This is a genomic window from Chryseobacterium shigense (genome assembly GCF_900156575.1).
Classification (GTDB): domain Bacteria; phylum Bacteroidota; class Bacteroidia; order Flavobacteriales; family Weeksellaceae; genus Chryseobacterium; species Chryseobacterium shigense.
In genome coordinates this window covers 628,167-648,639 of sequence record NZ_FTNY01000002.1, presented here as the reverse complement: position 1 = coordinate 648,639, position 20,473 = coordinate 628,167, and the positions used below count along the sequence as shown (strand labels likewise).

The 20,473-nt window shown below is 35.4% G+C and carries 19 protein-coding genes; 6 read left to right on the top strand and 13 right to left on the bottom strand.

Annotation, left to right across the window (positions count from 1 at the left end; all coding sequences use genetic code 11):
• Nucleotides 1-224 precede the first annotated feature (224 nt).
• The 3 genes from BW964_RS08350 to BW964_RS08340 all read right to left on the bottom strand — a co-directional run bounded on the left by BW964_RS08350 (nucleotide 225) and on the right by BW964_RS08340 (nucleotide 3,091).
• Nucleotides 225-1,094 carry an alkene reductase gene (locus tag BW964_RS08350; protein ID WP_317044332.1) on the bottom strand — a complete coding sequence of 290 codons (870 nt, stop codon included), beginning with the start codon at nucleotides 1,092-1,094 and terminating at the stop codon, nucleotides 225-227.
• Nucleotides 1,095-1,320: 226 nt separating this feature from the next.
• Complete coding sequence (locus BW964_RS08345) at nucleotides 1,321-2,121, bottom strand: SDR family NAD(P)-dependent oxidoreductase (RefSeq protein ID WP_076506352.1); 801 nt, start codon at nucleotides 2,119-2,121, stop codon at nucleotides 1,321-1,323.
• A 118-nt stretch (nucleotides 2,122-2,239) separates the two neighbouring features.
• Complete coding sequence (locus BW964_RS08340) at nucleotides 2,240-3,091, bottom strand: AraC family transcriptional regulator (protein ID WP_076506349.1); 852 nt, start codon at nucleotides 3,089-3,091, stop codon at nucleotides 2,240-2,242.
• A gap of 94 nt (nucleotides 3,092-3,185) precedes the next feature.
• Here BW964_RS08340 and namA point away from each other — a divergent pair, with 94 nt between their 5' ends.
• Nucleotides 3,186-4,226 carry an NADPH dehydrogenase NamA gene (gene namA, locus BW964_RS08335; RefSeq protein WP_076506347.1) on the top strand — a complete coding sequence of 347 codons (1,041 nt, stop codon included), beginning with the start codon at nucleotides 3,186-3,188 and terminating at the stop codon, nucleotides 4,224-4,226.
• Nucleotides 4,227-4,265: 39 nt separating this feature from the next.
• The gene (locus BW964_RS08330; RefSeq protein ID WP_076506345.1) at nucleotides 4,266-5,204 is read left to right on the top strand and encodes an NADP-dependent oxidoreductase; all 939 of its coding nucleotides are present in this window, start codon (nucleotides 4,266-4,268) and stop codon (nucleotides 5,202-5,204) included.
• Nucleotides 5,205-5,339: 135 nt separating this feature from the next.
• Here the strand turns inward: BW964_RS08330 and BW964_RS08325 are convergent, their stop codons facing one another.
• Nucleotides 5,340-6,218, bottom strand: a complete 879-nt coding sequence (locus BW964_RS08325) for an AraC family transcriptional regulator (protein ID WP_076506343.1) — start codon at nucleotides 6,216-6,218, stop codon at nucleotides 5,340-5,342.
• 369 nt (nucleotides 6,219-6,587) lie between these two features.
• Here BW964_RS08325 and BW964_RS08320 point away from each other — a divergent pair, with 369 nt between their 5' ends.
• The 3 genes from BW964_RS08320 (at nucleotide 6,588) to BW964_RS08305 (ending at nucleotide 10,572) form a co-directional block, all read left to right on the top strand.
• Nucleotides 6,588-7,868: a PQQ-dependent sugar dehydrogenase gene (locus BW964_RS08320; protein ID WP_076506340.1), complete on the top strand. Its 1,281-nt coding sequence runs from the start codon at nucleotides 6,588-6,590 to the stop codon at nucleotides 7,866-7,868.
• Between the two features lie 61 nt (nucleotides 7,869-7,929).
• Entirely contained in the window at nucleotides 7,930-9,078 is a 1,149-nt protein-coding gene (locus BW964_RS08315; RefSeq protein WP_076506338.1) for an MBL fold metallo-hydrolase, read from the top strand.
• A gap of 336 nt (nucleotides 9,079-9,414) precedes the next feature.
• Complete coding sequence (locus tag BW964_RS08305) at nucleotides 9,415-10,572, top strand: MFS transporter (RefSeq protein ID WP_076506335.1); 1,158 nt, start codon at nucleotides 9,415-9,417, stop codon at nucleotides 10,570-10,572.
• An 81-nt stretch (nucleotides 10,573-10,653) separates the two neighbouring features.
• Here the strand turns inward: BW964_RS08305 and BW964_RS08300 are convergent, their stop codons facing one another.
• From BW964_RS08300 to BW964_RS08260, 9 genes are all read right to left on the bottom strand, one after another.
• Nucleotides 10,654-11,535 carry an NAD-dependent epimerase/dehydratase family protein gene (locus BW964_RS08300; protein WP_076506333.1) on the bottom strand — a complete coding sequence of 294 codons (882 nt, stop codon included), beginning with the start codon at nucleotides 11,533-11,535 and terminating at the stop codon, nucleotides 10,654-10,656.
• Nucleotides 11,536-11,542: 7 nt separating this feature from the next.
• Complete coding sequence (locus BW964_RS08295) at nucleotides 11,543-12,250, bottom strand: RibD family protein (RefSeq protein WP_076506746.1); 708 nt, start codon at nucleotides 12,248-12,250, stop codon at nucleotides 11,543-11,545.
• A gap of 10 nt (nucleotides 12,251-12,260) precedes the next feature.
• Nucleotides 12,261-12,995, bottom strand: coding sequence for an SDR family oxidoreductase (locus BW964_RS08290; RefSeq protein WP_076506331.1), 735 nt, complete (start codon nucleotides 12,993-12,995; stop codon nucleotides 12,261-12,263).
• 21 nt (nucleotides 12,996-13,016) lie between these two features.
• A complete protein-coding gene (locus tag BW964_RS08285) occupies nucleotides 13,017-13,811 on the bottom strand; it encodes an SDR family NAD(P)-dependent oxidoreductase (protein WP_076506329.1) in 795 nt (264 codons plus the stop codon).
• Nucleotides 13,812-13,841: 30 nt separating this feature from the next.
• On the bottom strand, nucleotides 13,842-15,044 hold the full coding sequence (locus tag BW964_RS08280; protein WP_228431945.1) for an NAD(P)-dependent alcohol dehydrogenase: 1,203 nt from the start codon (nucleotides 15,042-15,044) through the stop codon (nucleotides 13,842-13,844).
• A 61-nt stretch (nucleotides 15,045-15,105) separates the two neighbouring features.
• Complete coding sequence (locus BW964_RS08275) at nucleotides 15,106-15,972, bottom strand: AraC family transcriptional regulator (protein ID WP_076506743.1); 867 nt, start codon at nucleotides 15,970-15,972, stop codon at nucleotides 15,106-15,108.
• 25 nt (nucleotides 15,973-15,997) lie between these two features.
• The gene (locus tag BW964_RS08270; protein WP_076506327.1) at nucleotides 15,998-17,176 is read right to left on the bottom strand and encodes an MFS transporter; all 1,179 of its coding nucleotides are present in this window, start codon (nucleotides 17,174-17,176) and stop codon (nucleotides 15,998-16,000) included.
• A 152-nt stretch (nucleotides 17,177-17,328) separates the two neighbouring features.
• Entirely contained in the window at nucleotides 17,329-18,165 is an 837-nt protein-coding gene (locus tag BW964_RS08265) for an oxidoreductase (protein ID WP_076506325.1), read from the bottom strand.
• A gap of 304 nt (nucleotides 18,166-18,469) precedes the next feature.
• The gene (locus BW964_RS08260; protein WP_123911925.1) at nucleotides 18,470-19,384 is read right to left on the bottom strand and encodes a helix-turn-helix domain-containing protein; all 915 of its coding nucleotides are present in this window, start codon (nucleotides 19,382-19,384) and stop codon (nucleotides 18,470-18,472) included.
• Nucleotides 19,385-19,618: 234 nt separating this feature from the next.
• Here BW964_RS08260 and BW964_RS08255 point away from each other — a divergent pair, with 234 nt between their 5' ends.
• Nucleotides 19,619-20,362 (top strand): SDR family NAD(P)-dependent oxidoreductase, encoded by a 744-nt coding sequence (locus BW964_RS08255; RefSeq protein WP_262484540.1) that lies wholly within the window; start codon nucleotides 19,619-19,621, stop codon nucleotides 20,360-20,362.
• Nucleotides 20,363-20,473: the final 111 nt, after the last annotated feature.

The window sequence follows — 20,473 nt, the reverse complement described above, 5'->3', positions numbered from 1 at the left end:
GCAATAGGCCAATCGGTATATCCTTTTTCTCCTCCACCATAAAATGTATACCTTGAGGCCTCCACTAATGGTATATTATTTTGTAAACGATAAACCAGGTCAGGATTGCCGATCCACGGTCGACCAAAAGCAACAATATCTGCAAGTTCTTTTTGTCTTGCTTCTAACGCAAGATCTAGAGTATATCCATTATTTGCAATGTATTTTCCTTTAAATATATTGCGTTATTGGTAGAGATCTATTCCCTCTGGAAGCTCTCTTGATGCAGCAGTGCTTCCTTCGACAAAATGAATGTATGCAAGATTATATTCATTCAGCTTATCAATTAAATATGTAAATGTGCCCATTACATCACTGTCTATTGGCGTATTTCCTGCATCTGGTGTTGTCGGAGATAAACGTATACCAACTCGTCCTGAGTCTCCCCATACTTTAACTATCGCTTCTACAACTTCTAAAAGCAGTCGGGTGCGATTTTCGACGCTACCTCCATACTTATCAGTTCTTTGATTTACTGAATCACGAATGAACTGATGCAAAAGATAACTATTAGCAGAATGACCCTCCACACCATCAAAACCTGCTTTTTTCGCTGATTCGGCTGCGTGTCTATATTCTTCCAATAATGCCGGAATTTCTTCCAATTCTAATGCCCTCGGCTCAGAAACATCTTTAAATCCATTTTCAGTAAATGTTTTTCCTTCAGCCTTCACAGCAGAAGAAGATACCGGAGCATTACCATCAGGAAGTAATGAGGTATGCGAAAAACGCCCAACGTGCCACAGCTGGCAAACGATCTTACCGTTCTTTTCGTGCACTGCATCGGTCACTTTTTTCCATCCTTCAACTTGTTCCTCGGTCCAGATCCCTGGTGTGAAGGCATAACCTCTTGCTTGTGGTGAAATATTTGTAGTCTCCGAAATAATGAGACCTGCGGACGCTCTCTGTGCATAATATATGGCATGGAGATCTGTAGGCACCCCATCAGAGCCAGCCCTGCTTCTTGTAAGAGGAGCCATAGCAATTCTGTTAGCTAACTCAATTGATCCTAGATTAACCTTTTCGAAAAGGTCATTTTTTATTGCATTACTCATGAAAAAAATTTTGGTTTACAAAGTTAAATTGATAACATGTTTAATATAGGTGCTCTACATCACTATTTTAAAGTAATGTAAGTCAACTTTTGATTTTCTAACCCTAATTTATAATCTTGAATATTGTCAGAGTGATTTACAGTATAGATCAATCCACCTTATGTACTAAAAATAATACCTAATTGTGGTCAATAGAGCCAGTACTTGACTATAGTTACATATTGTTTTATTTTAGTCTGTCTGCTGAATTGGGCTCTGTAAACGGCCTTATTCTCTGTGCTTTTTGAGATTCGCTCTGCATTCTGTTTAGAACGTCTACTTCGTAGAAATGCTCATCGTTTCCATAAACACATTCAGCACCGCTCATCAAACCATACCAAGCTCTCTCTGCCACATCTGCAGGGGAGTCTTTCTTCTTGGAACCAACTATTGTATTTGCCTGCCCAGAGTTGATATGAAAATTTGTATCAGTACTTCCAGGTAGTAATAACGTCATTTCAACACCGGTTCCTCTTGTTTCATTTCGAACTGCGTAGAAAAATGAATTTTCGAAGGCTTTGGTAGCACCGTATATACATTCGAAAGGTATGGGGGCTGTTCCTGAGACAGATGAGGTCATTAAAACCTTACCACTTTGTCGTTTGACCATCGCAGGGATAAATAGTTTTGACAAATGAACATAGGAATCTATATTCAAGCGAATAAGAAACAACTCTTGTTGCAATGAGGTATCTATAAAAGCCCCACCTAAACCTTGTCCGGCATTAAGGACAAGTGAATCAATAATATAGCCTTCTGAATCTATCCATTTTTTAAGCTCTTCAATCTCATCATAATTAGAAAGGTCTGCAGAATGAGCTTGTACATTGATTTTATATTTTTCTAGCAGTAATTTTGCTTCATTTAACTTGGAAACATCTCGTGCAACTATGATAATATTATAATCATTTGCTGCAAACTTTTTTGCTATTTCCAAACCAATACCATTGGAAGCTCCCGTAATTAGTGCAATTTTTTTGTTATTCATAATGTTGAGATTTGAAAACAAATATATACACCTTAGTATCGGTACACTTGATTTTAAGGTTCAAATAAATTGATTTTTCAGACCAAAAAAAGATTTTAGACTATAATTAGATAATCTTTTAATTTTTAACATTTTTTTTTATAAGGTGATCAGACCTATATCGACTTAGACTAACTTTTTTGTGTTTTTTGAAAAATTTGTTAATATGACTTTCGTCGCTAAATCCAAATTCAGAAACTATCTCATTTATTCGAGCATCACTATATTTTAATCGATGCTCTATTAGCCTGATACGATAAGAAGAAACATACTCTTGAAGGGATTCTCCACAGTTTCTTTTAAAATAATTGCTAAAGTATGATTCAGAACACCCAAAACGCTCAGATAGTGCTGCTATTTTTAGGACAGAAGGATTTTGTATGTTGTGTTGTATGAAAGATATAATGTCAACAATTTTTTTATCTGGAGAACTAGTGATTCCTTTAGGCATAAATAAAGAGATATTCCTTGCTGCTAGCACTATGATGGCATTGGTTAAATGTTTTTTCAGATCTTGATAATACAACGCATCTCCTTCAATACAGCTTAGTAGATTAGTAATCAAAGAATCAACAGTTTTTTTATCTCTTTCATCACTAATTATTGAACCTATGATATTTGACCTGTTGAAGAGCAAGCACTCTATATGATCGATGCTTTTCCATTGATACTCATTCAAATAGCTTTTATCAACTCTTATCACAAGAAACTCACATTCTCCATGTAAATCAAAACCATGACAATCATTTGGTGTGACCATAAATAGCTGTTTCGATTTAAAAAAAATTGTGTTGTCATTTAATGTATAGTAACCACTTCCTGAAATAATATAGGCAAACTCCAAAAAATTTAATCCTCTATTATTGAGTGGACAAGATGTTACTTTCTCGTAAATAATTTCCAAAGGTTGATGTAAAGTTTCTTTTCTCATAAAACAAAGGTACATTATTATGTAATAATTATACCTGTAAAATTATCAGTTTTCAGTTTAATTTTGTTATTAATTAATTTAAAAATATTTTCAAATGAATTCATTACTTTTTTCTCCGTTTAAAATTAAAAATGTCGAATTAAAAAACAGAGTTGTCATGTCTCCTATGTGTATGCATAGTGCTGATGATAATGGAAATATAACAGATTGGCTTAAAACACATTATTCTGCACGCGCATTAGGGCAAGTTGGTCTAATTTTTTTGGAGTCGTTGGTTATTTCGGAGGATGGCAAAATAGGTCCAAATGATATAGGAGTTTGGTCTGATTCTCACATTAAAGGACTTTCAGAAATGGTTGATCTAATTCACGGATTCGGTTCAAAGATCGCTGCTCAGATCTCACACGCAGGAAGGTTAAATTATACTCCTGGCATAAAACCAATGGCTCCATCCCCAATTTCTTTCAGTGATGCTTTTGCAATACCAAGAGAAATGACTAAAGCTGATATTGCTGAAGTCATCAAGTCTTTTGGAGATGCTGCAAGAAGAGTCAAAGCAGCTGGTTTTGATATTCTCGAAATTCATACTGCTCACGGATATTTGCTCAATGAGTTTTTATCTCCTTTAGCAAATCAGCGCACTGATGAGTATGGTGGAACTGTTGAAAATCGTTATAGAATAGTTGGTGAGATCATTCAAGAGGTTAAAAAAATCTGGGATGGTCCTCTATTCGTAAGAATATCCAGTTCTGATTATAAAGAAGGAGGGAATACACCAGAGTCATTCTTAGCGTATGGGAAATTAATGAAGGAAGATGGTGTTGATCTAATAGATTGTAGCTCAGGAGGAATTGCTCCGGTAAAAGTTGAATCCTTTCCCAATTACCAAGTGCCAGCCGCTGAACTGTTACGTAAAGAATTAAATATAGCGACAGGCGCAGTTGGTCTTATCCAAACAGGTAAACAGGCTGAAGAAATATTGAGAAATAATAGAGCAGATCTTGTATTTATAGGTAGACAATTACTAAAGGATCCTTTTTGGGTTAGAACCGCTGCAGACGAACTTGGAGCTTCTATGGAAATACCTGTTCAATATACTCGTTATGGCTCAAGATGGATAAATTCTATGTCTTAACAGAAATAAATATCTAAATAGTTATTAAAAGTGAAAACAATGAAAGTAGTAGATTTAAAGAGATTTGGAGCAGCAGATAATTTTTCTTTTATAGATATAGATGTACCTTCTCCAAGTGAGCACCAAGTGTTAATCAAAGTTTTTGCATTTTCTATCAATCCGATTGATTACCTAGTGCGCTCTGGCCAGGCAATGAAGGAGCTCTATAGTGAGTTGAAGCCTCGAATCATTGGTTGGGATATTGCTGGAGTGGTCGAATCTGTGGGTAAAGCGGTAAAGAATTTTAAGGAAGGTGATGAAGTATTCGGAATGATTAATTTTCCGGGTGTAGGTAAAGCATATGGAGAATATGTTGTAGCTCATCAAGAACATATTGCTTTGAAACCTTCAAACATTAATTTCGTCGATGCCGCTGCTTCAACTTTAGCTGCCTTGACAGCATATAAAGCCTTGGAAATTCTTAAGGTAAAAAAGGATGACAGAGTTCTTATTCATGGTGCTGCCGGTGGTGTGGGGCATTTCGCTGTTCAAATTGCCAAAAGCAGGAAGGCATACGTAATTGGAACCGCTTCAGCTAGTAATCATTCCTTTGTAAAAGATATGGGAGCAGATGAGGTTTTAGACTATCACGTTCCCCAATATCTCAATGTTTTGAAAAATGTAGACAAAGTATTGGAAAGTATTGGTGGAGAAAACATAGAGAAATCGTTAAACACTATGAATTCAGATGGTCTAATAGTTTGCTTACACTCCAGGCCACAGGATCGAATTGAAGCTAGGGCGAAAGCAAGGCGAATTAGTGGACAATCAATGGTGGTTAATTCGGATGACAAAGATATTTTGTCAATTGCAAAACTATTAGCTGACGGTGTCATTCATCCTTACGTTTCCAAAACTTATACAATAGATGAAATAATAGATGCTCATATTAATATCGAAAGTGGTAAAACCATTGGCAAAATTGTAGTAACTGTGTAAACGGTATACAAGATTTAAAAACTACTGAGAGAGGAATCGGATGAATCGCTATGTATTGAATCCGATTCCTTTTTTTATTTTAACTTATACAAAATGATAAAATAAAAAGATGTTTAACAGTTTAGAGGATCATTTTTAAATCAAGCTTTCATTTTGGCTTCGAATTTCCGATGGACTCTGCCCGAAGAATTTTTTAAATGCTCGAGAAAAATGGGAGACTGTTTCAAATCCAGTTGCATAGCAAACATCAGCCACAGGCAGATTGCTTAATGATAGTAGATCTTTTGCTTTATTCATCCTTTTTTCTCTGATATATTGAGCTGGCGAAACTTTGTAAATTGTATAAAAATCTCTTTTAAAGCTCGAAAGGCTTCTTCCTGATAAGTATGCGAAGTCTTCCAAATTGAGAGGATTCATGTAATTTTCCTCGATTACTTGTGAAATATCCGAGATGACTTGTTTTTTTAGTTGTAATAGTTGTTGCAGTAAATCTTCATCTGTTTGAGCAAGATCATACAATAATTCGATAATTTTTAATCTAACAAGTCCCTTATCCATCTTCTCCGGTTCATTAAAGTGAGGTTTTATAGAAGTAATAAAGGATAAAAGTGGTTCTTTTACTTCCTTTACCGTTACCCTTGCCATCTTATCTGATTGATTAGAAATTACACTTCCCATTTTCATAAAATCCACGAGAAATTCATCCTTCAGGAAAAAATACATACTATCATAGCTATTATCAGTTTCTTTATTTCCAATCTTATGAAAAGCAAAATTGATATTTTTATGTAGCAATACCATTTCATTTTTTTTGACGAGATATGACTGATTACCATATGTTATCTTATTAGAACCTTCTAGAACGAATAACAGTAAATGATCATCGATATACATTGTTCCTTGTTTGTCTTTGGTATGAGTACAGGATTCAACAATATTAACTCCATTGAGCGATATAAAATTGTGGTAGTAAGGAGCTCCTAACATTTCTCCCGGTGCCATGGTGGATTTCATAAAATCATTTTTTATAATGAGTTTTACTTTTGTTATTAAGTTTTAGAATATGAGTTTTATCTAGCAAGAGCATATTATCTAATAGCCAAAAGGTTGTAGCAAGATAACAAAAATTGTGCTAATTAAATAATTGAATAGCAGTAACAAGAATTTTTCATTCGTATGAAAGCATTGTTAATTATGAATTAATGCATATCGATTTCAGGCTTTGAACTAAATGAGCAATTTTTTTGACCTATTTTATCAACCTGAATATTTTTATCATCAATAATTTTACGGTATGACGCTTAGTTGAGTATTGCTCAACAGGCAATTTAACTATTTTAACTATTGAAGTTGACATAGAGTATTTTAATTAAAAATTTTATTATGACAAATTTCAGGAAGTTATTTATTCTCAGTGGCTTATTATCTTTAAGTCTTATAGATGGACAAAATAAAAACGGTAATGGAGAGGTTGTTGCGGGAGCAAGACCTCCTGAAACACAATCCACTGAAGGTAAGCCCTTAGAATTGAGAGAGACTTTTGGAAAGGGGCAAAAGCCTGCATTTGAAGGACAGACAAGAATTGGATCTGTCAAAACAAAAACTCCTTACAAAGAAGAGATTATTACTGACAAACTTAATGAACCCTGGGGTATGGCATTCTTACCTGATGGAAGAATTCTGATCACTGAACAAAAAGGAAAGTTAAGAATTGTAACTCAAGATGGTAAAATAAGCAAAAAACTGAAGGGGTTGCCAAAAAATATAGCATATGGTGGAGATGCCGGATTGCTCGATGTAGCCATAGATCCAAATTTTGAAAGCAATCATACTGTTTATCTATCTTATGTTGAAAAAAAGAAAAACAAAGGAACGGGGCTTATTATATCTGCTGCGAAACTGTCTGATGATGAAAGTGAATTACTTGGTCTAAAAAAAATCTATGTTGTACGAGACAGTACTGGAGAAGGTATGGCGCACTATGGTAGCCGTCTCATATTTGATGATAAAGGGAAGCTTTTGGTTTCAATTGCCGAAAGAATGTTTAAGAAGAAAAGAGTAGAAGCACAATGGTTATCTTCACAGCTTGGTAAGATCATTCGTATCAACACCGATGGTACTCCAGCAGAGGGAAATCCTAAATTTACAAGCGATAGTTTGAATGTTCTTCCTGAGATCTACGCACTAGGTGTTCGCAATCCACAGGGACTGGCTTGGAATCCTGTGACAAAAGAACTTTGGGAAGATGAACATGGTCAGCAAGGAGGGGATGAGATTAATATAATCAGACCGGGTAAAAATTATGGTTGGCCAACCATTGCGTACGGCGTAGAGTATGATTGGAAAATTATTGGTAACAACTTGACTCAGAAAGAAGGTATGGAGCAACCTATCTATTATTGGGATCCAACTGTTGCACCTTCAGGATGCACATTTTATACTGGAACATCTATTCCTGAATGGAAAAACAATATGTTTATCGCTACACTTGCGGGTGAGCATATTGTGCGTCTTGTTATTGAAAGTGATAAAGTGATTGGTGAAGAAAGATTGTTGTTAGGCCAAAAATCGCGAATGCGAGATGTTGAGATGGGAAATGATGGTAACTTATGGGTTATCAGCGACGAAAAAAGAGGAAAATTGATTAAAATTTCTAAAAAGTAATAGTCAACATCCTAATATATTTTTTTTTATTCAAGTTTTATTTAATACATAATCGATATTTATGCTAAAAAAATTCATTAAAAATCTGAAATACTTTTTTATCATCCTCTTCATTTTAATACTTGTTCTATTTATCTATATCAACAGGGAAATGGGAAAAACTTATTCAGACAAGGAAAGTAATCAAAAGTTTTCTGAACTAACTTACTACGATTCTCAACTTAATGAATTTATTAGTCCTGAAAAATTAATTTCAGCTCCTAAAGAAACAACGGGTGGGAATTCTGGTCCACTAAGATTTTTTTTGGATTCCCCATATGCTCCAAGTTCTGAACTTCCAAAAGTAGTACTGCACAAAACCGACTTTCCAGCCGTACCTTCTTCTTATGCTGTGTATTGGTTTGGTCATTCAAGCTCAATGATTGAATTGGATGGCAAAAGGATACTCGTTGATCCTGTTTTTGAAAATGCAGGCCCCCTTCCTATTATTGCAAGAAGATTTAGTGAGTCACCTTTAAAAAGGGAAGAATTACCTGATATAGATATATTAATTATTACACACGACCATTATGACCACTTGGAGGCAAAGACCATTAGGTATTTAGCTGACAAAAAAATCCGATTTGTTGTACCGTTGGGAGTGGGTGCCAGACTGAAGAGTTGGGGTGTAGATGAAAGCAAAATTACGGAACTTGGTTGGAACGAAAGTTATAAATTCGATAGTATTAATATCACAGCCTGCCCTTCAATTCATTATTCTGGCAGAAGCAAAACAGATAAGAATAAAACATTGTGGGTATCGTATGCCATAAAAGGTTATGAGAAAAATCTATATTGGAGTGGAGATACAGGGTATGGCAAGCATTTTAAAGCAATTGGTGAGAAGTACGGACCTTTCGATGTCGCATTTGTTGAGATTGATGCTTGGAATGATGGATGGCCAAAAACACATATTTTTCCTGATCAAACTGTAAAAGTAGTTGACGATGTAAACGCTCAATATTTATTTCCTATTCATTTGGCAACATTTGATCTTGCCCTGCATGAGTGGGATGAGTCGATTAAAAGAGTATCAGAAATTGCACAGAAGAATAATGTGCCGATTATCACACCGATAATGGGACAGAGAGTGATTCCCGGTATAACACCTACAACTAAATGGTGGGAAAAAAAAAATTATCTAAATAAAAATTTAAAAGAGAAGGATTGAAAATGGAGGTGCATGAATATATCATAATGCTAAAAGTAAAACCGGATTTTGAACAGATTAAACTGGTAACTAAAAAAAACTTATATGTCGGTGATTATTTGAATTTTTCTGATCATTTGCTTGCAGAAACTTTTGCATCAGAGTTTAAGACAACTAATTTCAAAATTATAGATAGAATTTTCTCTGTAGAATTTGATGAATTGTACATATCACTGGAACCATCGTTGAAAAATATAACATTTCAATAAAATCTGTGTATTGATAATTGTCTCGGAATGCTGCTTAACATTTACATTCAACTATCAATGATTATGACTTACTACTGTTACAACTTTAATGGGATTTAACAAAAAAAATGAATTTAATAATGCCTCGAAAATTTTCAGAATTTCCATTTCACTGATTTTTTTTGTGGCAGGTTTATGCTTTGCAAGCTGGGGATCTAGGATATCTTCCATTCAACAAAAGTTTATGCTTTCTGATCAGGAGCTAGGTTCCATACTATTTGCATTACCTGTTGGCCTAGTAGTATCACTACCTCTCTCAGGATGGTTGGTCAATAAATTGGGAAGTAGAAATATGTTGGCAATTTCGGTTATTAGCTTTGCCTTGACGTTAGTGGCATTGGCTTTTGTGAACACAGTGTATTTACTTATCACAAGCCTCATTTTTTTTGGATTATTTTGCAATGCAACAAATATCTCTGTAAATACTCAGGCTGTATCAGTCGAGAAACTCTACGGGAAACCAATTATGTCAAGCTTCCACGGAATATATAGCATTGCAACGTTTTTAGGTGCAGGTTTTGGTACACTGATGATTGGGTTCAGTGTGAGTACAGTTTTTCACTTTTTACTAGTTGCTTCTATTATAATTATTACTGTAATTTTATCTCTCAGTTTTTTAAACGATGATCAGGTACCGGAAAAAACGCAAAAAACTTTTGTCGTACCGGAAAAATCTCTGATAACTATAGGAATGATAGCATTTTGTTCGATGGTGATAGACGGCGCAATGTTTGATTGGGGAGTGATTTATTTCAAGAAAATTGTTGGTGCCAATAAGCAATGGGTTGGTGCAGGTTATACAGCGTGCATGTGTACAATGGCTGCAGGACGTTTCTTTGCGGATAGATTCTCAACGAAGTATGGATTACGAAGAACTTTACAATTGAGTGGGATTTTAAGTACTATAGGCCTACTAATAACCGTATCATTCCCGTCTTTGTTACCATCCATTTTAGGATTTATGCTAATAGGAGCTGGAATATCTTCCGTTGTTCCAACCATATATAGCGTGGCATCAAAATCAAAAATAATGAGCCCGGGATCAGCTATTGCTGCAGTTTCCACTATTAGTTTTGTCGGCTTTTTATTCGGACCTCCACTAATTGGATATATTGCAGGACTATTTTCTCTCAGAGTCTCTTTCGTCTTTTTAATTAGTATGGGGATTGGAGTTTTTATTCTTTCTACTAAAGCTAAAATTGAGTAACAAAATGTTTTCTAAAACAAAAAATAACAATAGAGGCAGCTACTTCACTTAGTAACTGCCTCTAACATTTAAACTCTATATTTATAATTCATCTTCCCAATGATACTTTGGTGCAAAGCCAAGTACTTTTTTTGCCTTGCTATTGGATATCACAACTTCATTTCCTTCAAACTGTTTTCTTTTTTCAATCTCCGGATAGTATTTATCGACTAATTCCTGCGTAGGAGTTCTCATCACAGTTTTATCAGCGGTAATAAAAAATTCATCTTTACCTCTAATGTCATATTGAATTGCAAGTTCGATACTTTGTGCCACATCTCGGTTATCAATATATGTCCACATATTCCAAAGCCTTTCTTTAGGATCATTTTGCCATCCTTCAAACTTTTTATATTCTTCAGGATTCATAACATTTGACAGACGAAGGCATGTAATGCGCATCTTTGGATCATTCAAGCAGAATTGATGAGCCATTTCTTCACCCAACACCTTTGTTAGTGAATAGACATTATATCCTCTTAAAGGGTAATCTTCATCCACTGGAACATACGGAGCATTAGTTTTGTCATAAGGCACTCCTGTTCCTACTTCGCTTGCGGTCCAGATGACATTTTTTATATCCAATCTTTTTGCTGCCTCAAAAACATTGTACGTAACAATCATGTTCACTCTGAATTCGTCACTGTCAGGAACCATTCTTGGATGTGGCATGCTCGAAAGATGTACTATGGCATCAAAAGCTTTATGCTCAGGCCTTGCATAGACGTCTTTTCCAACGCTTGATAAGGCGTCAAGTGTCTGTCCAAAGTCTTCGAGATTCGCCTGCATATATGCTTCTCCTTCATATAGGGGTTCATCCTTATCAATCACGAAAACATCGTAACCTAATGATGTAAGATATGGTACTAGCACAACTCCTATCTTCCCGTGCCCTCCTGTTACTGCTATTCTTTTATTTTTCATAATTTTTTTAATTGTATTGTACAAAATATTTCATTAAAACCACATCGTCGTCCAATCTGCTTACTGCTTTTAGACTCAAAAGCGTTGCATGGTCTACTTTCGAATTATCTATCTCAAAAGCGGTAGAGGTTTTGTCTTTTCCATCTATTATCGGAAGGAGTAGCTGATGAAATTCATTGACTAATTTTTCTTGAATAAAACTTCCGTTCATTCTACCACCTCCTTCAAGGAGCAAAGTTTCTATGCCGAAGAGAGAACGTAATTGTATCATCGCTTTCTTAAGGTCTATTTCTGATTTGCCAGCAAAGATGTATGAGACATTTATTGATCTAAGATGACGCAAATACTGATCAGAAACGGATTCGGTTAGTATGGTAATTACGTGATCAGAAAGCAGGTTATTGCTTTCCCAACCTAATTTTCCTTTACCGTCCACTGCAATAGCAAAAGACGAAGCTTCATTATCTCCAATAAAATCTTCGCGCGAAATCACATCTGTACCTTCTTTGAAAATCGGTGCAGCACCTTTTGTGAAATCTCTTTCAAAAGTCGTTCTCCCACATATCCATGCGTTGATTCCAAAGGTCTCGTGGGCTTCTTCATACTTATTTATTAATTTCTTTACCTGAGGATTCTCCCCCCAGGTCTGTCCTAAGATTTTACCATCTACGGAGGTCATCATGAGACAGATGACATAAGGCAATCCATTATTCATAATTTTAATTTTACCAATTTTGGCCAGTAGGTGATACAACTATATCATTTACTGCCACACCATTAGGCTGTGATAAAGCAAATACCACCGCATTTGCTATCACATCTGGTTTAATTGCCCCTTTGTTCAGCTCTTTTGCCAATTCTGAGCCTGCTTTATTTTCTATTTTATCGGCCCAGCCGGTATCAATCACTCCAGGACTAACCATCGAAACTTGAATGTTATATTGTGTTCCAACCTCCTTCCTTAAGCTTTCTGTCATTCCTCTAATGAAAAATTTTGTAGCACTGTATACACCACTTGCATCTCCAGTATGAATTCCGGCCACAGAACTCATGTTTAGAATATGTCCGGATTTCTGATCGATTAAATCAGGTAGAAAGGCAGCTATGGAATGTAGGTATCCCTTTATATTTGTGTCTATCATCTTGTTCCAGTCCTCAACCACCGCATCCTTCCAGTAAGAGAAAAGCATTAATCCTGCATTATTAACAAGATTATTCACTTTACCGACTTCAGCTTTGCAATAATCTGAAACTCTTTTCATATCTTCAAGTTCAGAAACGTCTGCCACTTGAAAATAGGCTTCGCCACCTTCTTTTTTAATTTTATCGACCAGAGATAATAGTTTCTTTTCGTCTCTTGCTACTAGAACAACTTTTCCGCCGGCTTCTGCAATTTTTTCTGCTGTGGCAGCTCCGATACCTGAGGATGCTCCAGTTATTACTGTTACTGTATTTTTCATAATATTATATTTGATTTGTTACTAAGATTTAGGACTCGGTTCTGAGATCATTCTGTGTCTTTGGGCTTTTTGAGATTCACTCTGCATTCTATTCAAAATATCCCCTTCGTATTCAACATCATCACTACCATAGGCATATTCATGGCCACTCATTAATGCATAGTAACCTCTCTCTGCTACATCTTCAGGCTTGTCTTTTTTCATTGAACCAATTTTAGTCTGTGCCATATCTGCATTTTTAAAGAAATTCGTTTCAGTTCCGCCAGGCATCAAAAGAGTCATGTTAATATTGGTAGTTTTTAATTCGTTTCTAACTGCGTAAAAGAAAGAATTTACAAAAGCCTTCGTAGCACCATAAACTGCTTCGAAAGGAATTGGTGTAGTACCAGAAACAGATGATGTCATGAGAACTTTTCCTTCATTTTTATCAACCATATCCTTCAGAAATAATTTGGACATGTGAACATATGAATCAACATTTAATCTGATCAAGGATAACTCTCGTGATAAGTCTGTTGAATGAACGAAATCTCCTCCGTAACCTTGTCCAGCATTAAGTATTAGAATATCTAAATCTATATTATTTTGATCAACCCAATTTTTAAGGTTTTCAATATCTTCATAAACTGAGAGATCGGATGATTTAGTACGGATCTCAACTCCATAAGTAGAAAGTTTTTGTTTGGCTTCTTCCAGTTTTTCTTCGCCACGAGAAACTAAAACTAAGTTGTAATTATCTTTGGCTAAAAGTTTCGCCAATTCGAAACCAATTCCGTTTGAAGCTCCAGTAACTAGAGCCGTTTTGTTATTTTTCATAAAATATTATTTTAAATTTTAAGATTGAAATTATATTGTTTTTGCATCAATGACGTATCTATATCTAGCTTTTTTTTGAAGAACTTTATCATAAACATCATTAATATCTTTGATATCTACAATCTGAATTTCAGGATAAATCTTGTTTTGGGCACAATAATCCAAGATTTCTTGAGTCTCCGGAATACCACCGATCAAAGAGCCGTTGAAGTTGACACGACTTGAGATGAAAGCAAAGTTGTTAAAAGATATGTTTCCCGCTGGAAGCCCAACCTGAGTGTAGTTACCATTTGGCTTTACCAAAGCAATATATGCGCTCAAATCATAGGAAACCGGGATTGTGCTGATCATATAATCCAGAGTACCTTTATGCGCATCTAATTTAGAAAGGTCATCAACGACAATAACCTCTTTGGCTCCAAACTTCTTAATATCATCGACCTTGTCATTTGTTGTTGTAAAAGCATATACTTCTGCACCTTTTGATACAGCTATTTTTATTGCAAGATGTCCTAAACCGCCTATACCAGCTACACCGACTTTCATACCTTTTCCTACATCAGCCTTCATTAAGGGTGAATAAGTTGTCACACCCGCACAGAGTAGTGGCGCGGCATCTTGTAATGACATGTTTTTTGGAATTTTTATTGCAAAACTTTCTGTAACTACTAGATTGTTGGCGTAACCACCCTGAGTTACCCCTGTAGGATATTTCTCTGATTTCGTGCCGTAGGTCATTGTGGTTCCTTTTTCACAATATTGTTGTAAACCATCCTTACAGCTTTTGCAAGATCCACAACTATCAACCATACAACCTACCCCTGCATGGTCACCAACTTTAAATTTTTTAACGTTCTTGCCTACTGCTGTAACAATTCCGGCAATTTCATGTCCAGGGACTAATGGATATTTTTGATCTCCCCACTCACCTTTTACTGTGTGGATATCACTGTGACATACTCCGGAAAATTTAATTTCGATAAGAATATCATTATCACCTACAGGCTGTCTTTCAAATTCATAAACACCTAAATTTCCACTGCTGTCACGAGCTGCATAGCCCTTTGATCTCACTCGGAATGGGGGTGTTGGGTTTGGTTTTGACAGTAAATTACTTGCAAATGCCATGTGATCAGCAAGTAAAAGTCCTGCTCCTGCTAATGCTGTTTTCTGAAGAAATGCTCTTCTTGAATTGTCTTTTTCCATTTCTTTAATTGTTTGTAATTCTTTCAAAATTACAATTCAATCAGAGAATCTTAAGGTTAGAAAAGGTCAAAAATATATGCAAAAACGCTCAAAATTTGGCACGAGTTTGAGAAGGTGTCGAACCAAAAAAGCTTTTAAACAATCTTGAAAAATGAGCAACATTGTCGAAACCGGTTTCATAGCAGATATCTTTAACAGGAAGTTCTGTAACTGTTAATAACTCTTTAGCTTTTTTCAGACGTCTTTCCCTGATATAGTTACCTGGCGAAACTTTGTAGATCAATTGGAAATCTCTCTTGAAACTGGAGAGACTACGACCTGACAAATAGGCAAAATCTTCCAGACTCAGCGGATTTGTATAATTTTCTTCTATAATCTGAGGAATGTCGGCCACAACTTGTTGTTTCAATTGTAGCAATTGTAAAAGTAGATTTCGGTCTGTGTTTGCCAAATCATATAATAGTTCAAGCATTTTTAATCTGATCAGACCTGGAGATATTTTTGAAGCATCATTAAAATATGGTTTTATAGATAGAACAAAGGACAGTAAAGGTTCTTTTACTTTCTTTACAGTGATTCTCGCCATTTCTTCTGTAGTTGTATCCTTGATGCCAGCCATTTTGATGTAATCCAATACAAATTCATCTTTTAGAAAAAACATAATACAGTCGTAACTATGGTTGTTTTCCAGATCACCAGTTTTGTGATAATCAAAACTGATGTTTTTTTTCAATAGAACCATTTGATTTTTGGACACTGTATATCTTTGATTACCATATAAAATATGCTTCGTGCCTTCAAGAACAAAAAGTAACATATGGTCTTTCAAAAACATTGCACCTTTTTTGTCTGTAACGCTCGTGCACGATTCAATAATTTTAACGGAATCTAATCGCAAAAAGTTATTGTAGTGAGGTGCATTCATTAGTTCATTCGGTACTTTTGTTGCTTTCATTGCGGGGTGATTTAGAGTTAAAGAATTAACTATAGGTGTGAGAACCAAGACTTTCACTTTTACTATTTTTGAAAATGATATAGGCCATCAATATTCCAAAAGTTGCCATTATTACTCCTACAGAGGATGACCAAGTATAGTTCATTCCATATTCAAGAGGAATTCCACCTAACCAAGCACCCAAAGCATTTCCAACGTTAAAACAGGCCTGTCCGACAGAAGATGCTACAACTTCGGATCCCTTCCAAGATCTTATGATCAACATCTGAATAGATGGAACCAAAGCAAACGATGTTGCACCAGTCACGAAAGTGAGAATCAGCGAAGGTATCTTGTACCATGAGAAAAAATGCACCAACAAAAGGGAGATTGACATTAAAACAAATAGTCCCATCACCGTTCTTTCTGGTGTATATCTGTCACAAAGGAGCCCACCGAAGTAACTTCCTGCTGTCATACCTACTCCTGCAAAGATCAATATATATACAACCGAGCTTTCATCAAATCCACTGACGTTCGTCAATAGAGGTGATACATAGCTAAACCATGTGAAGAATCCGCCTTGCCCAATACAGATCATCAACACTATGATCCAAGCTTTACGACTGTTGAAGAATTTTAGAAGTGATGGACTATCTTCCTTTTCTTTGGTATCACTATGGGTGTCAGGTAGTGATATTTTTAACAATATAAGTGAGATGCAACCAATAAGGGCGATTAACATAAAAGAACCACGCCAGGAAACTTCTTGTCCAATATATGTTCCTATAGGAACGCCAATGACATTTGCTAAAGTAAGTCCCATGAACATAAAAGAAACAGCCTGTGCTTCCTTACCTTTCTGAGCAACTCGGCTTGCAACGACCGATCCAACACCGAAAAAGGCCCCATGCGGTAGTCCTGCTAACAATCTGGAAAATACCAAAAGATCAAAGTTTGGAGCAACTATTGTCAGAGCGTTAAAAACTATGAACATAAGCAATAAAATGACCAATGCTTTTTTCGCTGAATATTTTTTTGATATATTGTTAAGAATAGGTACACCAAGCACAACACCTAAGGCATATGCTGAAATCAAGTAACCTGCTTGGGAAATAGAGATGTCAACGGCAGTGGCAATCTGAGGGAGGATCCCCATCATTACAAATTCAGCTACACCTAATCCAAAACCTCCAAGTAAAAGAGGAAATATTTTCTTTTTCATAATTTATAATTATTTTACAAAGTTGAGGTTGTTTTTCTTTTCTGATATTGCATAAGAGATCAAATGATTTGATTATTTGGGTCAAAAAGAAAGAGGGCTGCAAATTTTGCAACCCAATTATCATCAAATCTATCTGAAAAAATCAAAATTGGCTATTTTGGAAAATCGGCCGATAAAGTTAAATCCTTCCAGTTGTCAAAATCATTTTTAAGTTCTCCTAATTTAACATAAGCATTGTTCAATGCTATTTCTCCCAATAGTAATCTGAGAGGAGGTTTTGTTGACTCTACTACCTCAATTATTGCATGAGCGGCTCTAACTGGATCACCAGCCTCCTTTCCACTGCCTTCACGCATACTGTCTTTGACAGCAGAAGTATCACTATATTCGGAGATCTTAATATTTTCTGCGACAGCTGAACGACCTGCCCAATCAGTTCTGAATGGACCAGGCTCTACTATAAGCACCTTAATATTTGTTCCTACGAGTTCTTTTGAAAGTGCTTCTGAATAACCTTCAACGGCAAATTTAGTTGCGTTATAATGCCCCACACTAGGGAATGACATCAAACCACCAATTGAACTAAAATTAACTATAAAACCCGATTTCTCTTTTCTCAAATATGGAAGAACTTTCGATGTTAGCTGAATAAGACCAAAATAGTTAATCTCAAACATTTTGCGTACTTCTCTTTCATCACTTTCCTCAATAGTGCTGAAGTAACCAATCCCTGCATTATTTACTAAGATATCAATTTTACCAAATCTCTCTATCGCAATTTTTACACTCTCATCAATTTGTTCAGCATTTGTAACATCTAATGCACAAGCGATAGAGCTATCGGGATATGGATCCACTATATCTTTAATATCCAGTTTATTTCTTGCAGTAACCACCACATAATCTCCTTTTTGCAATACAGCTTTCGCTAGTTCTCTACCAAAACCTGTAGAACATCCTGTAATAAACCAAACTTTTTGATTACTCATTTTTAATATTATTTAAAATTAATACAACAAAATTATTGGTTATTTGAAAAAGTAAGACGACAATACGGTTCAAAAAAATTGATGTTAAAGCTCATCTTTGTCACCATAAAAAATTGGTAGAAAACCGATTGGAAGTTGGTCTTCATTTTCTAGGTATTTTGTTTAAATGGAATCTGATACGTTGGCACAAGCTGATTAAAATGTACGTCGACCATATTGCATCAATTACTGAAAAATGTTGGTGAGATTTTCTCAGTTAGTATGCAAAATTTTAACAGGTAGATGCTGTAGTTCTTTGGTCAATTTATAAATGCGTGTTCCTTGAAAACTTTAGAGGTGTGACACTTGTCTTTCTTTTAAAAAATCTAGAGAATTCCTCTATGTTATCGTAGTATAATAGTGTTGCGACTTCCGAGACATTGTATTTTCCAGACCTTAGGAATACTTTAGCCTGAGTAAGTACCATTTCCTCAATATGATCTTTGGCACTTTTTCCAGTGTATTTTCTTACGATATTTGTTAGCAACTGTGTTGATATGCTGAGCTCCTTTGAATAAAATCCAACTTTTCGCTCCATGTAAAATTTTTTGCGTAGCAACACTTGAAAATCGGAAAGTATTTTTTCCTGACCGTAACTATTACCAGAATTGTTAACTGATATATGCCTCTTCAAAATATTGTCTGTCTCATAGATCAAGATGATGATCAGGTTTCTAACAATATCATGCCTGTATGGGTGTGTTTTATTTTTTTGTGTTGTTATAATCTTATCGATATGGGAAAGCAGGTTTGAAATATTGTTCGCGTCCAATCTCAGATTAAAAAGACCGTTGTTGTTCAAAAATTGAAATCTCTCAAGGAAATAAATGTTATTAAGCGTTTCGATGAGAAAGCTTTTCATAAAAATTACTAAATGACATCTATAATCTTTTGATATTTCAATGACGTCTATTATGGTTGAGGGAGTAAAGATTGCCAATGTGTTGATCTCCAAAGTAATTTCTTCCCCATTCAGCCTGACCCTCATACTTCCGGATGTACAAATTGAGATCATGTAACAATTTTGGCGTAGTGGAAAATAGCGGAGAAGGTTATTTACGGGATCTTTGGTAACATAATAGTCACGGGTTTGCCAATTTATATTTTGTCCAAGAGTAAGTTCATCAATTGCTAAGTTTGGTATATTGCGATTCATAAATCTTTCTGTTCTTTTTGTCAAAAAATATCTTTTTTTTGTCAAAAATAGCTTTTTTTTTGATTCTATCTTTACAGAGAAAAGATGACAAATTGTGAAATACTAATTGTTGAGGGCAAGAAAAATTTTTAATAAAATTAATATTTACTTCAATACGCAGAATTTTTATGATTTTAACTAATAAATAAATCTACAATTGAAATAACAAATTATAAAACTTTTAATACAAATAAAAAAATGAATAGAGTTAAAGACAAAGTGGCACTTATAACTGGTGCTGCGATAGGAATGGGAAAAGCTACTGCTGAGTTGTTTGCAGAGGAAGGTGCAAAAGTAATTGTTGCTGACTTCAATGAAGAGGAGGGACGTAGAGTTGTGGAACAAATAAAAGCTGCAGGTGGCGAGGCAACTTTTTGTAAAGTTGATATTTCAGATTCAAAGCAGGTAGAGGAAATGGTGAAATTTACAGTTGATACTTATGGAAGATTAGATTGTGCAGTAAATAATGCAGCCCTAAAGCCAGATAATAATTCTTTTCAGGATCTTGATGAAGAATATTATGACCGTCTTCAGGCTGTAGATTTAAAAGGAACAGCACTGTGTATGAAATATGAACTTCGACAATTCGTAGCTCAAGGTGATGGCGGATCAATGGTAAATATTTCTTCAATAAATGCATTTAAACCAATATTGGGTAATCCTGCTTACCAGGCTTTTAAACATGGTGTGGAAGGATTGACCAAAGCAGCAGCATTCGAGTATGGTGTAAAAGGTATAAGAATTAATTCTGTGGCTCCTGGCGCGATCAGAACTCCTATGCTTACAGCCACATTAGAAGGTCGAGGTATGACAGAACAGGATATTATCCCTCAAATGAGTTTGATCGGACGATTAGGTGAAGTAAGGGAAATTGCACAAGGAACTCTTTTTTTAAGCTCTGATGATGCTAGTTATGTTCACGGAACTGTTCTGCATGTAGGCGGAGGTTTTGAACTGATCTAATTCTTTTCTAATTAAGACAATCTCTCTGAACCTTAGAGAGAGATTGTTGTTTACAATTGTACAAGTAAAATTCGAGACTAGCAATCTTTATTACAACAATTACAAACAAAA